The 13,368-nt window shown below is 74.5% G+C and carries 12 protein-coding genes; 3 read left to right on the forward strand and 9 right to left on the reverse strand.

The genetic code is table 11. The features are described 5' to 3' along the window. Positions 1 to 222: 222 nt before the first annotated feature. The 4 genes from hpt to dacB all read right to left on the reverse strand — a co-directional run bounded on the left by hpt (position 223) and on the right by dacB (position 5,706). A complete protein-coding gene (gene hpt / locus M1O15_RS10820) occupies positions 223 to 762 on the reverse strand; it encodes a hypoxanthine phosphoribosyltransferase (RefSeq protein WP_248633490.1) in 540 nt (179 codons plus the stop codon). Positions 763 to 799: 37 nt separating this feature from the next. After that, positions 800 to 1,840, reverse strand: a complete 1,041-nt coding sequence (gene tilS / locus M1O15_RS10825) for a tRNA lysidine(34) synthetase TilS (protein ID WP_248633491.1) — start codon at positions 1,838 to 1,840, stop codon at positions 800 to 802. Positions 1,841 to 2,515: 675 nt separating this feature from the next. Further along, on the reverse strand, positions 2,516 to 3,643 hold the full coding sequence (locus M1O15_RS10830; RefSeq protein ID WP_248633281.1) for an Rv3626c family coenzyme F420 biosynthesis-associated protein: 1,128 nt from the start codon (positions 3,641 to 3,643) through the stop codon (positions 2,516 to 2,518). Between the two features lie 521 nt (positions 3,644 to 4,164). Continuing rightward, positions 4,165 to 5,706 (reverse strand): D-alanyl-D-alanine carboxypeptidase/D-alanyl-D-alanine endopeptidase, encoded by a 1,542-nt coding sequence (dacB, locus tag M1O15_RS10835; protein WP_248633282.1) that lies wholly within the window; start codon positions 5,704 to 5,706, stop codon positions 4,165 to 4,167. Positions 5,707 to 5,878: 172 nt separating this feature from the next. Between dacB and M1O15_RS10840 the strand changes: the two genes are divergently transcribed. Together M1O15_RS10840 and M1O15_RS10845 are read left to right on the forward strand one after the other, a co-directional pair. Then, entirely contained in the window at positions 5,879 to 6,373 is a 495-nt protein-coding gene (locus tag M1O15_RS10840) for an inorganic diphosphatase (RefSeq protein WP_248633283.1), read from the forward strand. Positions 6,374 to 6,573: 200 nt separating this feature from the next. Beyond that, positions 6,574 to 6,816 (forward strand): hypothetical protein, encoded by a 243-nt coding sequence (locus tag M1O15_RS10845; protein ID WP_372499439.1) that lies wholly within the window; start codon positions 6,574 to 6,576, stop codon positions 6,814 to 6,816. Here M1O15_RS10845 and M1O15_RS10850 read toward each other — a convergent pair. Then, positions 6,797 to 7,192: a hypothetical protein gene (locus M1O15_RS10850; RefSeq protein WP_248633285.1), complete on the reverse strand. Its 396-nt coding sequence runs from the start codon at positions 7,190 to 7,192 to the stop codon at positions 6,797 to 6,799. The genes M1O15_RS10845 and M1O15_RS10850 overlap by 20 nt on opposite strands. Before the next feature lie 136 nt (positions 7,193 to 7,328). On the opposite strand from M1O15_RS10850, the gene M1O15_RS10855 reads away from it, so the two are divergent. Further along, positions 7,329 to 8,996 carry a threonine/serine exporter family protein gene (locus M1O15_RS10855; RefSeq protein ID WP_372499441.1) on the forward strand — a complete coding sequence of 556 codons (1,668 nt, stop codon included), beginning with the start codon at positions 7,329 to 7,331 and terminating at the stop codon, positions 8,994 to 8,996. Positions 8,997 to 9,928: 932 nt separating this feature from the next. Here the strand turns inward: M1O15_RS10855 and M1O15_RS10865 are convergent. The 4 genes from M1O15_RS10865 to M1O15_RS10880 form a co-directional block, all read right to left on the reverse strand. Next, positions 9,929 to 10,639 (reverse strand): DedA family protein, encoded by a 711-nt coding sequence (locus tag M1O15_RS10865; RefSeq protein ID WP_248633288.1) that lies wholly within the window; start codon positions 10,637 to 10,639, stop codon positions 9,929 to 9,931. Positions 10,640 to 10,739: 100 nt separating this feature from the next. Next, the gene (locus M1O15_RS10870; protein WP_248633289.1) at positions 10,740 to 11,501 is read right to left on the reverse strand and encodes a MerR family transcriptional regulator; all 762 of its coding nucleotides are present in this window, start codon (positions 11,499 to 11,501) and stop codon (positions 10,740 to 10,742) included. 81 nt (positions 11,502 to 11,582) lie between these two features. Beyond that, positions 11,583 to 12,389: an ABC transporter permease gene (locus M1O15_RS10875; protein WP_248633291.1), complete on the reverse strand. Its 807-nt coding sequence runs from the start codon at positions 12,387 to 12,389 to the stop codon at positions 11,583 to 11,585. Next, positions 12,386 to 13,360, reverse strand: coding sequence for an ATP-binding cassette domain-containing protein (locus M1O15_RS10880; protein WP_248633293.1), 975 nt, complete (start codon positions 13,358 to 13,360; stop codon positions 12,386 to 12,388). Before M1O15_RS10880 ends, M1O15_RS10875 begins: the two co-directional genes overlap by 4 nt. Positions 13,361 to 13,368 lie beyond the last annotated feature (8 nt).

The raw sequence follows: 13,368 nt of genomic DNA on the forward strand, positions 1-13,368 counted from the left end.
AGGCGGTGCCGTTCCTGCTGCTTCTGCTGCTGTGTGGAAAAGCTGTGGAAAACGCTATGGGAAAAGCTGTTCTTCGGACGGTACCCCAGCATTGTCACCGGTGACCGCCTTCCCATGCTCCAACGCCGGGAAGAAGGTCCAGGTTCCCGATCACGCCCGGGTACCGGCGGACGGACGGCCGCCGGGCGGACTCGGGCGCGGGCCGGGGGGTGCGCGGCCGTGTCAGCCGCCGTAGACGTGCGGGGCGAGGGTGCCGACGAACGGCAGGTTGCGGTACTTCTCCGCGTAGTCCAGCCCGTAGCCGACGACGAACTCGTTGGGGATGTCGAAGCCGATCCACTTCACGTCGATGGCGACCTTGGCCGCCTCCGGCTTGCGGAGCAGGGTGCACACCTCCAGGGAGGCGGGCTCCCGGGAGCCGAGGTTCGACAGCAGCCAGGACAGGGTCAGTCCGGAGTCGATGATGTCCTCGACGATCAGGACGTGCTTGCCCTTGATGTCGGTGTCCAGGTCCTTGAGGATGCGGACCACACCGGAGGACTGGGTGCCGGCTCCGTAGGACGAGACGGCCATCCAGTCCATGGTGACGGGGGTGGACAGCGCCCGCCCCAGATCCGCCATCACCATGACGGCGCCCTTGAGGACACCCACGATGAGCAGGTCCTTGCCGGCGTACTCCGCGTCGATCTTCGCGGCCAGCTCCGCCAGCTTGGCGTCGATCTCTTCCTTGGTGATGAGCACCGACTTGAGGTCGGTGCCCATGTCTTTCTCGTTCACCCGGGTCACTTTCGTTGCAGCGTCAGCCTTGCCGGATGACCAGTCTGCCACCCTGCCGCCGGACGGCGACGCGCCCGGGCAGGTTGAGCGCCCCCTGGCCCCGCCAGCCGGTGATCAGCCGGTCCATCTCCTCGACGTGCCGGGCGAACAGCGAACCGGCCGGCGCACCGGCCTCGACGGCGGCCCGGCGCAGCACCCGGCGGCGTACGGCGGGCGGCAGCGCGTAGAGCTTGGCGCAGTCCAGCCGGCCGGACTCGTCGCGTACGGAGGCGTCGGCGTCGGCGGCCCAGGCGTCGAGCGCGTCGGCGTCGTCCCGGCAGAGCTGGGCGGTACGGGCGAGGGCCTCGACCACGCCCTTGCCGAGGGACTTCTCCAGGGCGGGCAGGCCCTCGTGGCGGAGCCGGGAGCGGGTGTAGGCGGGGTCGGCGTTCATCGGGTCGTCCCAGACCGGCAGGGACTGCACCAGACAGGCCTTGCGGGCGGTCTGGCGGTCGAGCTGGAGGAAGGGGCGGCGGTAGCGGCCGGCGGCCCCCGAGACCGCGGCCATCCCGGAGAGCGAGCGGATGCCGGAGCCGCGGGCCAGACCGAGCAGGACCGTCTCGGCCTGGTCGTCGCGGGTGTGGCCGAGCAGCACCGCGGCGGCGCCGAGGCGCTCGGCGGCCTCGTCCAGGGCCGCGTACCGGGCGTCCCGCGCCGCGGCCTCGGGCCCGCCGGCCCGCCCCACGGTGACGGTGACGGCCTCGACCGGGTCCAGCCCGAGGTCCCGCAGCCGCTGGGCGACCTCGGCGGCGCGCAGGTCGGAGCCGGGCTGGAGGCCGTGGTCCACGGTGACGGCCCCGGCGCGGACGGGAAGCTTGCGGGCCTCGAAGGCGAGGGCGGAGGCCAGCGCCATGGAGTCGGCGCCACCGGAGCAGGCCACCAGCACCAGCGGCCGCTCGTCGCCGGGGGCGGGGCTGGGGGTCGGACGGGCGCCGGAGTCGGAGGCCGGGAGGGCGTCGGTGCCGGGCTCGGCGGCCGGGGTGGCGGCGGGGTCGGAGCCGGTGCGGGCCGGGGAGGCGCCCATGTCGGGTTCGGAGCCGGTACGGGCCGGGGGTGCGGCGGACGCCACGGTGCCCTCGGCGGCGGGCGGCTGGGCCGCGCTCGTACCGGCGGCCGGCCCGGTGGCCGTGGCGCGGTCGGCGGGGACCCGGAGGCCGCTGGACAGCCGTTCGACGGGTGGGTGGGCGGGGCGCTCGGGCGGCAGGGCGGCGGCCGGGGCGGGCAGACCGGCCAGGCCCGTCTGCCGGGTGGTGGGCGCGTCGGAGACAGCGCTCCCAGGGCGGTCGGAGGCACCGCTGCCGGCGAGGCCCGCGGGGCGGCCGGGGCCGTCGTGGTGGAGGACGTCGCTGTCCAGGACGTCATGGAGGACGCGGCGGACCGCCAGGCGTATCGCCGCGACCGCTGGATGGGGACCCATGTCCGGAGCCCTTCGTGTGAAGTTGGGAAAGCCTCGGTGGAGTGCCTCGGCCGCAGTCCTAACGGCCGGGACGGGGGGTTCGGTCACTCACCCGCCGCGGAGGGTCGGCCTCCGGTGCGGTGACCAGGCCCGACGAGCCCGCCGGGTCCGGTCACGGAGAGTGCGTCGATGGTGACAGAACCGGACCCTTCCCCCGAGGATCGCACGCCTACCCGCTCCCCACGGTCCCTCGGATGGGTGATTGGGAGGGCGTGAACCTGTCGGCGCCGCGCCGGTCGGGATTCACTCCGCCCTGCGGTGCACCCGGGCCACCCAGTCCGCCGGGGCGGCGATCTCCGCCTTGGTGGGCAGGGTGTTCGGCGAGGTCCACACCCGGTTGAAGCCGTCCATGCCGACCTGGTCCACCACGGCCCGGACGAACCGCTCGCCGTCCCGGTACTGGCGGAGCTTGGCGTCCAGCCCGAGCAGTTTGCGCAGCGCCAGGTCGAGCCGGGAGGCGCCGCGAGCCCGGCGCTGCTGGAACTTCTCGCGGATCTCCGCGACCGAGGGGACGACCTGGGGGCCGACGCCGTCCATCACGTAGTCGGCGTGCCCCTCCAGCAGCGACATCACGGCGGTCAGCCGGCCGAGGACCTCGCGCTGCTCGGGCGTCTGGACCAGTTCGACCAGCGAGCGGCCGTCCTCGTCCCGCTCGCCCTCGGGGCGGGCCCCGGCCAGCGCCTGGGCGGCCTCGCGCAGCCGCTCCAGCACGGTGGCGGGGTCCATGTCGGTGGCGGCCAGGAACGACTGGATCTCGTTCTTCAGGTGGTCGCGCAGCCAGGGCACCCCGGCGAACTGGGTGCGGTGGGTCTCCTCGTGCAGGCAGACCCAGAGCCGGAAGTCGTGCGGGTCGGCGTCCAGCTCGCGCTCGACATGGACGATGTTGGGCGCCACGAGCAGCAGCCGGCCGCCGCCCTTGGCTCCGGCGGGCAGTTCGCGGGTGGCCGGGGCGAAGGTCTCGTACTGGCCGAGGACCCGGGAGGACAGGAAGGACAGCAGCATGCCCAGCTCGACGCCGGTCACCTTGCCGCCGACCGCGCCGAGCACGGCGCCGCCGGGTGAGCCGGAGCGGCGTTCGCGCATCTTCTCCAGCATCGGGCTGAGCAGTTCGCGGAAGCCGGCGACATTGGCCTTGACCCAGCCGGCCCGGTCGACGACCAGGACGGGGGTGTCCTCCGGCTCGTGTCCTTCGGGGATCATCCGGGTGAACGCCCGGACGTGCTCCTCGGACGCCTTGGCGTGCCGCCGCAGCTCCGCGACGACCGCGCGCGCCTCGTCGCGGGTCACTTCCGGCCCTGGGCGTACCAGTCGGGTCGCGGTCGAGACCGCGAGGTTCCAGTCGACCATCTCGGCACCACCGATGCTCGTCATGCGTCAACCGTACGTGCTCGGACGCGATCCGGGAGAGGGACGAGGACGGGCGGGAGGCCGAAGCGGCGGTGGCCGAAAGCGGCCACCCGGACCGGAACGGCCGCCTCCGCACCTCTTGGTGAGTACGAGGCGGTGACCGGCCGTCCGGCGGAGGCGGGCCCGCCCGGTGCGCGCGGGCCTTCCGGGGCGGGCCGGGGGCGACCGGCGACCGAGGCCGCACCGGCGGCGCACGCGGGCCTCCCGGCGTAGGCGGATCGTCGGGGCGGGGCGACCGAGCCCGCACCGGCCGCCACACCCGGCTGCCCGGCCACACCCGGCTGCCCGGCCGCACGCGGCGCCCCGCCGCACCGGTGGCACATCCGACGTGTCCGGCTGTACGCGGGCGCCCAGCCGCACCGGCGGCCACCCGGCGTCGCCCGGCGCCGGACCGGAACCGGCGGCCGTCCGGCGGAGGCGGGCCCGCCCGGTGCGCGCGGACCTTCCGGGGCGGGCCGTACCCGTGAACCGGCCCCGCATCGGCCTCAGCGGGTCAGGGCGGTCGCCAGCTCGTCCAGGGCGGTCTGGGCGGCTTCCGGGGCCGGGGTGCCGTCGACCAGGAAGGCGAAGGCCAGCAGACGGCCGTCCGGGGTGGCCACCGTTCCGGCGAGGGCGTTGACGCCGCTCAGGGTGCCGGTCTTGGCGCGGACCAGCCCGGCGCCGGACGAGACGCCGGACGAGACGCCGGACGGGGAGTCGGCGAAGCGGCCGGCCAGGGTGCCGCTGAAGCCGCCGACCGGCAGTCCGGTGAGGGCGGGGCGCAGTCCGGGGCGGCCGGAGTCGGCGGCGAGGGCGAGCAGGGCGGTGAGGGTGGCCGGGGTGAGCCGGTCGGCCCGGTCCAGCCCGCTCGCGTCGGCGAACCGGGTGCCCTTCAGCGGTACGTCGAGCTTGCGCAGCTCCGCAACGGTGGCGCGGCCGGCGCCGGCGAAGCTCGCGGGCTGGTCGTGGGCGAGGGCGGTCTGCCGGGCCAGTGCCTCGGCGAGGTCGTTGTCGCTGTCGGTGAGGGTCCGTTCGACCAGCGCGGAGAGCGGGGCGGAGAGGGTACGGGCGACCTGGTCGGCCTTCCGGGGGGCGCGGGCGGGCCGGGGGGCCTCCTCGGCGGTCACGCCCTCGGCCTTGAGCAGGGCGGCGAAGGCGCGGGCGGTGTCCCCGGCGGGGTCGGCCGAGCGGGGGGTGGGCCCCGTGGCGGGGCCGCTGCCCCGGGCCTCACTGGTCATCAGGGCGGTGACCGGGGCGAGGTTGTCGTTGACGCCGATCGGGTGCCGTACGGGGCCGGTGTAGAGGGAGGTGTCGTAGCCGAGCCGGACCTTCCCCGCGCCCCGGTCGCGCAGGGTGCGGGCGGTGTCCCGGGCGAGGGCCCGCAGCCGCCGCTCGTCCAGGGTGGGGTCGCCGCCGCCGACCAGGGTGAGGCGGCGGGCGTCGGCGGGGTCGGCGACCACGGTGGTGGGGATGCGGTGGTGGGGGCCGAGGGCGGAGAGCGCGGCGACCGAGGTGGCGATCTTGATGGTGGACGCGGGAGTCATGGGCGTGCCCGCGCCCTTGCCGTACAGCACCTTGCCGGTGCTCGCATCCACCACGGAGGCGGTGCGCCGGGCGCCGAGCGCGTCGGCGGCCAGCAGCGGGTCCAGCCGCTTGGCGAGCGCGGCGGGCGCGGGGGCGGCGGCCTTGGCGGCGGAGCCGCTGCCGAGGGCGGTCAGTACGCCGGCGGCGCTGGGCGCCGGTACGGGCTGGGGGCGGCCGGGCAGGGCGCCCCCGGGCCGCCCGGAGTCCGGCCCGCCGGACGCCGCACCATCACCCGTGTCCGTTTCACCCCCCGAGTCCGATTCGCCGGGCTCGGGGGCGGTGGCGCCGGGGCGGTCGGGGCCGTGATCTGCGCCACCCGGCAGGAGGCGGGCGGTCGCCGCGGTCCGCTCGGCCGTACGCTGACCCGAGTCCCAGGGGCCGGCCAGGGCAGCAGCTCCGGCCGCCAGGACCAGACCGAGCGCCGCGGACCCCGCGGTGAGCCGCAGCACCTTCGGCTCCAGCACGGCTGACCAGCCCCTTTCGCGAGCACACGTTTGCGTAAGGGACACTTAACCACCGAGCTGTGCCGCGAGCACGGCACCCCCGGGCAGCACGGCGGTCCGAATCGGCCGGGGGCGCCGCCGAGGCGCGGCGTCACCGTCGTTTTGTCCTGTGCTGATCTTGGAGGAACCACCCGTGGAGTTCGACGTCACCATCGAGATCCCGAAGGGGTCGCGGAACAAGTACGAGGTGGACCACGAGACCGGCCGCATCCGGCTGGACCGCCGCCTGTTCACGTCCACCAGCTACCCGGCCGACTACGGCTTCATCGAGAACACCCTCGGTGAGGACGGCGACCCGCTGGACGCCCTGGTGATCCTGGACGAGCCGACCTTCCCGGGCTGCCTGATCAAGTGCCGCGCCATCGGCATGTTCCGGATGACCGACGAGGCGGGCGGCGACGACAAGCTGCTCTGCGTCCCGGCGTCCGACCCGCGCGTGGAGCACCTGCGGGACATCCACCACGTGTCGGAGTTCGACCGCCTGGAGATCCAGCACTTCTTCGAGGTCTACAAGGACCTGGAGCCCGGCAAGTCCGTCGAGGGCGCCGACTGGGTCGGCCGCGCCGAGGCCGAGGCCGAGATCGAGAACTCGTACAAGCGCCTGGCCCAGCAGGGCGACAAGCACTGACGCAACCGGCCGCCGAGCACTGAGCCCGGCCCCTTGCGCCGAACGGGCGGCGCACCTGTTCTCTCCTACGGAGACCGGTGCGCCGCCCGTTCGCGTAGGCGCAGGGCAGCCGGGCAAGCTCAGCGGCTCCGGCGACGAGCGTCCCGGTAGTACGCGAGTGCCGCCAGAGTGTCGTCCAACGGGGCGGCCAAGCCGCCGGTGTGCGCGGGACAGGCGTACACATCCCGGCCCCCGCTCACCGCCACGACGGGCAGCCGGAGCGCGCCTGCGACTACGCCCGCGAGGCGCTCGACCTGCTGGAGATCACCTGGTACGCCACCGGCATGGAGCGAGTCCGCGACGTACGGCGCGCCCTCACGCCGTGGCAGCACGAGCGCTGCGTACGCGGCCTCGACGACCAGCTGTGCCGCTGGAGCACCGCGGTCAGCGCGCTCGGGCGTTGAAGTCCGCTATCAGGCCGGGCAGTTCCGCCAGGGACTCGACCCGGAAGGTCGGCAGCTCCCTGGCCTCGGGGCTGTCCCACTGGATCGTGGCCCAGGGGGGCCGAGGTGGACGAGTGCGGTCGGCATTCCGGCGGCGACCGCCGGGGGGCGTCCGCGCGCCGCTGCCGCTCCGCGTACAAGTCGAAGCGGCGTACAAGTCGAAGCCGGGGCGGAACACCTGGAAGGCCTCGCGGTAGTCGCGGCCCTGGGCGATGACGGCGCCGAACAGGGCCGCGAAGGTGTGCCGGGGGACGCCGAGCCAGTCGGCCCAGGTGCCGTACTCCCGGGTCTCGTCCACCAGGCACTCGCCGACGTCGAACACCACCGCGCGGATCATGTGCTGATCGTAGGGGTGACGACCTGCCGCCCTGGTGGGGTGGTGGTTCGGGTGGGGCCTTGAAGGTGCCCATACTGGGCAGGCGGGCCTGGTGAGCCGGGTGCGTCTGGTGGGACGGGCAGGGATTCGGACAGGAGTGGGGACGAGTACGGTGGCGCCGGAGTCGGACGGTCCCGAGGACCGTAAGCCGCAGTCGGACGAGGCACACAGCGCGTTCACACCGCCGCTGGGGGTGGAGCAGCCGCCGTTGCCGGAGCTGGACCAGCCGACGTCCGAGTTCGCGATGCCCAAGGGGTTCGCGGCGGAGCCGGCGGCGGTGGAGCCGGAGGGCTCGGCGTTCGCGGTGCCGGCGACGTACTCGGCGCGGCAGTCGCCGCCGGCCTTCACACCCGCGCAGGGCTTCCCCTCGCTGAAGCTGTCCCAGGACGCGCCCTGGCAGGACCGGATGCGCACCATGCTGCGGATGCCGGTGAGCGAGCGCCCGGTGCCGGAGCCGGCGCAGAAGCAGGACGACGACACCGGGCCGGCCGTCCCGAGGGTGCTGGACCTGACCCTGCGTATCGGGGAGTTGCTGCTCGCGGGCGGCGAGGGCGCGGAGGACGTCGAGGCGGCGATGTTCGCGATCTGCCGCTCGTACGGTCTGGACCGGTGCGAGCCGACGGTCACGTTCACCTTGTTGTCGGTGACGCACCAGCCGTCGCTGGTGGACGATCCGGTGACGGCGAGCCGCACGGTGCGGCGGCGGGGCACCGACTACACGCGGCTGTCGGCCGTGTATCTGCTGGTCGCGGACATCAACTCGGCGGACCAGGAAGTGTCGCTGGAGGAGGCGTACCGGCGGCTGGCGGAGATCCGGCGCAACCGGCACCCCTATCCGGGGTGGGTGCTGACGGCGGCGGCCGGAGGGCTGGCCGGGTCGGCGTCGCTGCTGCTCGGCGGCGGGCTCGCGGTGTTCCTGATCGCCGCGGCCGGGGCGATGCTCGGCGACCGGCTGGCCTGGCTGGCGGCCGGGCGCGGGCTGCCGGAGTTCTACCAGTTCGCGGTGGCGGCCGCGCCCCCGGCGGCGCTGGGGGTGGGCGCGAGCCTGCTGCACGCAGGGCTCCAGCCCTCGGCGGTGATCACCGGTGGGCTGTTCGCGCTGATCCCGGGGCGGGCGCTGGTGGCGGCCGTGCAGGACGGGCTGACCGGGTTCTACATCACCGCGTCGGCACGGTTGCTGGAGGTCGGGTACTTCTTTGTCGCCATTGTGGTGGGGGTGCTGACGGTCTTGTACGGGGGTGTGCAGCTCGGCGCCACGCTGAACCCGGAGGGGGTGCTCAACAGCGAGGAGCGGCCGGTCATCCAGATCCTGGCGGCGGTGCTGCTGTCGGTGACCTTCGCCGTACTGCTCCAGCAGGAGCGGACCACGGTGCTGATCGTGGCCCTCAACGGCGGGATCGCCTGGGTGGTGTACGCCGCCATAGCGGTGACCGCGGGCGGCTCGTCGGTGATGGCGACGGCGACGGCGGCCGGGACGGTGGGTCTGTTCGGGCAGCTGATGGCCCGCTGGGAGCACACCTCCTCGCTGCCGTATGTGACGGCGGCGATCGGCCCGCTGCTGCCCGGTAGCGCCACCTACCTCGGCGTGCTGAACATCGCGCAGAACAACATGGACGACGGTTTCACCTCGCTGGCGCGGGCGGCCGCGCTGGCGCTGGCCATCGCGATCGGGGTGAACCTCGGGGGCGAGCTGGCGCGGTTGTTCATGCGCTCCCCGGCCTCGGCGGCGCTGCGCCGGGCGGCGAAGCGGACCAGGGGGTTCTGACCCCTTCTCGTGGGCGGTATGCCCGATTTCGGGTTAAGGATGGGAGGGACGGGCCGCCCGGAAGCGGACGGTCGCGTTCCCCCCGCTCGCGCGTTCCCCCGACCCGCGCGCTCCCCCACCCGGAGGCCGCCCATGCTGTCGCTGCCAGGTCTCTCGCTGTGGCCGCCCTCGCTGCTGGGGCCGATCGCGGGTGGAGTGGGGTACGGGGTGGCGGCAGGCGCGCGGGGCGCGGCGGAGGTGGCGGGGACGCTGCTCGGGGTCCCGCGGCGCGGGGTGGGGTGGCGGGAGGGGCGCTGCCATATCGCGGCGCACGGGCTGCACGGAGCGGGCGGCGCGCTGGTGGCCGCGCGGATCGAGGAGGCGTTGGAACGGCACCCGGGGGTGCACTGGGCTCGGGTCAACGGCCCGTCGGAGCGGGTGATCGTGGCGGTGGCCTCGCCCCCGCCGTCCGAGCGGGAGCTGATCGCCCTGGTCACGCGGGCGGAGGGGGAGCTTCCGGAGGAGGACGAGGGGGAGCCGGAGCCGTATCACCCGAGTGAGGGGCCGAGGACCCGGCACTCCCTGCCCGCGCTGGCCGCCGACTCGGTGGCGCTGGGCATGACCGCCGTACGCCGGCTGGCGCCGTGGCTGCGACTGGCGCCGGAGGTGGCCGGGCTCGCCGGGGTGCCGCACCACCATCCGGCGCTGCGGCGGATGGCCGCCGGGGTCGGCGGCGCCGAGCAGGCCGAGTCGCTGCTGCCGGTGGTGCACGCCCTCGCCCAGGGCGTCGCGACCCGGGGCGGCGGGCTGGTGCTGGACGTCACCGAGCGGGTGGCCCAGTGGCGGGAGGCGAGCGCCGAGCGGGCGGCCTCGGAGGAGGCGGAACCGCGCCTGGTGGCGGGCCCGGAGCACGCGGCGGCCGACCCGGTGGTGGCCGAGCGGCCGCCTACCGCCTACCGCTTGGCGTGGCGGCCGCGCCCGCCGGACGGGGGCGGGACGGAGCCGGGGTCGGCCGCGCCCGCGGTCCCGGCCGCCTCGGCCTTGCGGTTCTGCGAGCGGGCGCGCAGGAACTCGATGATGATCGGCACCACCGAGATCAGCACGATCAGGATGAGGATCGCCTCGATGTGCCGGTGCACGAACTCGACCTTGCCGAGCGAGGCGCCCAGCAGGGTCACGCCCGCGCCCCAGAGCAGACCGCCGATGACGTTGAAGGTGATGAACGAGCGGTAGTTCATCCGGCTCACGCCCGCGATGATCGGGGTGAAGGTCCGCACGATCGGCACGAAGCGGGCCAGGATCAGCGACTTCGGGCCGTGCTTCTCGAAGAAGACATGCGCCTTCTCCACGTTCTCCTGCTTGAACAGCCTGGAGTCCGGCCGGCGGAACAGCGAGGGGCCGACCTTCCGGCCGAACAGATAGCCCACCTGGTCGCCGACGACCGCGGAGAGCACCACCAGGGCGCACACGATCCACAGCGGGGTGTCGAGCACCCCGGTGGTGACCAGCAGGCCCGTGGTGAACAGCAGCGAGTCCCCGGGCAGGAAGAAGCCGATCAGCAGACCGGACTCGGCGAAGACGATGATCAGGACGCCGATCAGCCCGAAGGTCTCGATGAGGTAGTCCGGGTCCAGCCAGCTCGGTCCGAGCGCAAGCGTGTTCACGAGTTCCGGGCTCCTGGTTCGATGGGCAGCGGGCGCCCGCCGGGTAAGGGCGGGCGCCCCAAATTATCAACTGCCCGGCCGGGTGGACCCGCCCCGCAGGTCAGCCGCCGTGCCGGTCGGCGTTGGCGCCGATGGCCGCGGCCAGGTGCTCGGCGAAGCCGGGGTGCAGCGCGTCGTAGTGCGCCGTGAACCGCTGGTCGGCCACATACATCTCGCCCAGGCAGCGGTGCATCGTGTACGCGCAGTCGTAGAAGGTGTCGTGGAGGTGGCGGCGGTGCTCCTCGGCGAGGTCCATCGCCCGCTCCCCGGTCGGCGGCTCACCGGCCGCCAGCAGGGCCGCGTAGCGGGCGTTCCAGTCGTCCATCTCGCCCTTGATGCGCTGCCAGTCCGCCTTGGTGTGGCCGGCGGTGCGCTGCTGCGACTGGCGGTACGCCTCGGTGTCGCCCCAGCGCTGCTCCACCTCCTCCTGGTACTGCTCGGGGTCGTGCTCCCCGAAGACCTCGAACCGCTCCTCCGGTGTGAGGTTGATGCCCAATTTCCTCGCCTCCATGGCGTGCTCGACGGCCTCGGCCATCTTCCTGAGCTCGGCGATCCGGGCGGACAGCAGCGCGTGCTGGCGCCGCAGGTGCTCCCGCGGGTCCGTGTCCGGGTCGTCGAGCAGGGCCGCGACCTGGTCGAGCGGGAAGCCCAGCTCCCGGTAGAACATGATCTGCTGCAGCCGGTCGAGGTCGGCCTCGTCGTAGCGCCGGTGGCCCGCGTGGCTGCGGCCGCTCGGAGCGAGCAGCCCGATCTCGTCGTAGTGGTGCAGGGTGCGCACCGTCACCCCGGCGAAACCGGCGACCTGTCCCACGGAGTAGCCCATGGCTCCCCGCTCCCTTCTTCCTCGGTACGCCTCTCAGCCTGGGCCCTCACGCCACGTGAGGTGCAAGTCCCCTCAGCCGCGCTAACCGCCGAGGCGGCGGAAGCGGCCCACGGCGAGCGGGAGGAACACCGCGACCAGCAGCAGCGGCCAGGCCACCGCCAGGAGCGCGGCGTGCTCGGCGGCCCAGGAGCCGCCCGCCGCGGCCGCCGCCCCCGGGGCGCCGACCAGGTCCCGCACCGCCGTCGCGGTGGCGGATACCGGGTTCCACTCCACGGCCGCGGCCAGCCAGTCCGGCATCGACGCGGGCGCGGCGAACGCGGTGGAGAGGAACCCCACCGGCCAGATGAGGATCTGCACCGCCTGCACCAGCTCCGGGCGGCCCGCCACCATCGCCAGGTGGATGCCCACCCACAGCATGGCGAAGCGCAGCAGGAGCAGCAGTCCCGCGGTCGCCGCGAGCGCCCCGGCCCCGCCCCCGGGCCGCCAGCCCACCGCGTAGCCGACCGCGAGCATCACGGCGAGGCCCACCGCCGACTGGAGCATGTCGGCGGCCGAGCGGCCGACCAGCACCGCCCCGTCGGCCATCGGCATGGCCCGGAAGCGGTCGATCACGCCCTTGTCGAGGTCCCGGGTCACCGAGAGCATGGTCGACTCAAGGCCGAAGGCCATGGTGAGGGCGAGCATCCCGGGGACCAGGTAGTCGACATAGGCGCCGTCCACGCCCCGGCCGCCGCCGATGAGGTAGCCGAACATCAGCAGCAGCATCACCGGGAAGACCAGCCCGACCACGACCTGGGCCGGCTGCCTCGCCCAGTGCGCCAGCTCCCGCCGGGTCATCGTCCACGAGTCGGCCGCCGCCCAGGTCACCGCCGAGCCGAGCGCGCTCATGCCGGCACCTCCGTCCGCGCGGCCGCCGGGGTCTCGGTCAGCCGGAGCTCATCGGTCAGATGGAGGAAGACCTCGTCCAGGGTGGGGCGGCGGACCGCGATGTCCTCCGCCTCGACACCGGCTGCCGCGAGCTCCCGCACCGCCCGGGTCAGCGCGGCCATCCGGTCCGCGACCGGGGCGCTGACCAGCCGCCGGTCCGGGTCCACCGCGGCCCCGGCGGGCAGCAGCGCGGCGGCCTCGGCGAGCCGGCCGGCGTCCCGTACCACCACGTCGATCCGGTCGCCGCCCAGCCGGCCCTTCAGCTCGTCCACGGTGCCGTCGGCGATGACCCGGCCGCGGGCGACCACCGAGACCCGGTCGGCGAGCTGGTCGGCCTCCTCCAGGTACTGGGTGGTCAGCAGGACGGTGGTGCCGCCGCCGACCAGTGAGCGCACCGCGTTCCACACCTCGGTGCGGCCGCGCGGGTCGAGCCCGGTGGTCGGCTCGTCCAGGAACAGCACCTCCGGTTCGGTGATCAGCGAGGCGGCCAGGTCGAGCCGGCGCCGCATCCCGCCGCTGTACCGCTTCACCGCCTTGCCCCCGGTGCCGGCCAGCCCGAACCGGTCCAGCAGCTCGTCCGCGCGGGCCCCGGCCCGGCGGGCGCCCAGGTGGTACAGCCGCCCGAACATCTCCAGGTTCTGCCGGCCGCTCAGCTCCTCGTCCAGCGCCGCGTGCTGGCCGAGCAGCCCGATCCGGCGCCGCACCTCGCCCGCCTGGGTGCGGACGTCGTACCCGGCGACCCGGGCGGTGCCGCTGTCCTGGCGCAGCAGCGTCGCCATGATCCGTACGGCGGTGGTCTTGCCCGCCCCGTTGGGCCCCAGCACCCCGTGGACGGTGCCGCGCCGGACGCTCAGGTCCAGCCCGTCCAGGGCGTGCTTCTCCCCGTACCGCTTCCCGACGCCCTCCATGGTGATCGCCTCGCTGCCGGCCATCCCGCTCC

Origin of the sequence: Streptomyces lichenis, assembly GCF_023218175.1 — a bacterium.
GTDB classification, from domain to species: domain Bacteria; phylum Actinomycetota; class Actinomycetes; order Streptomycetales; family Streptomycetaceae; genus Streptomyces; species Streptomyces lichenis.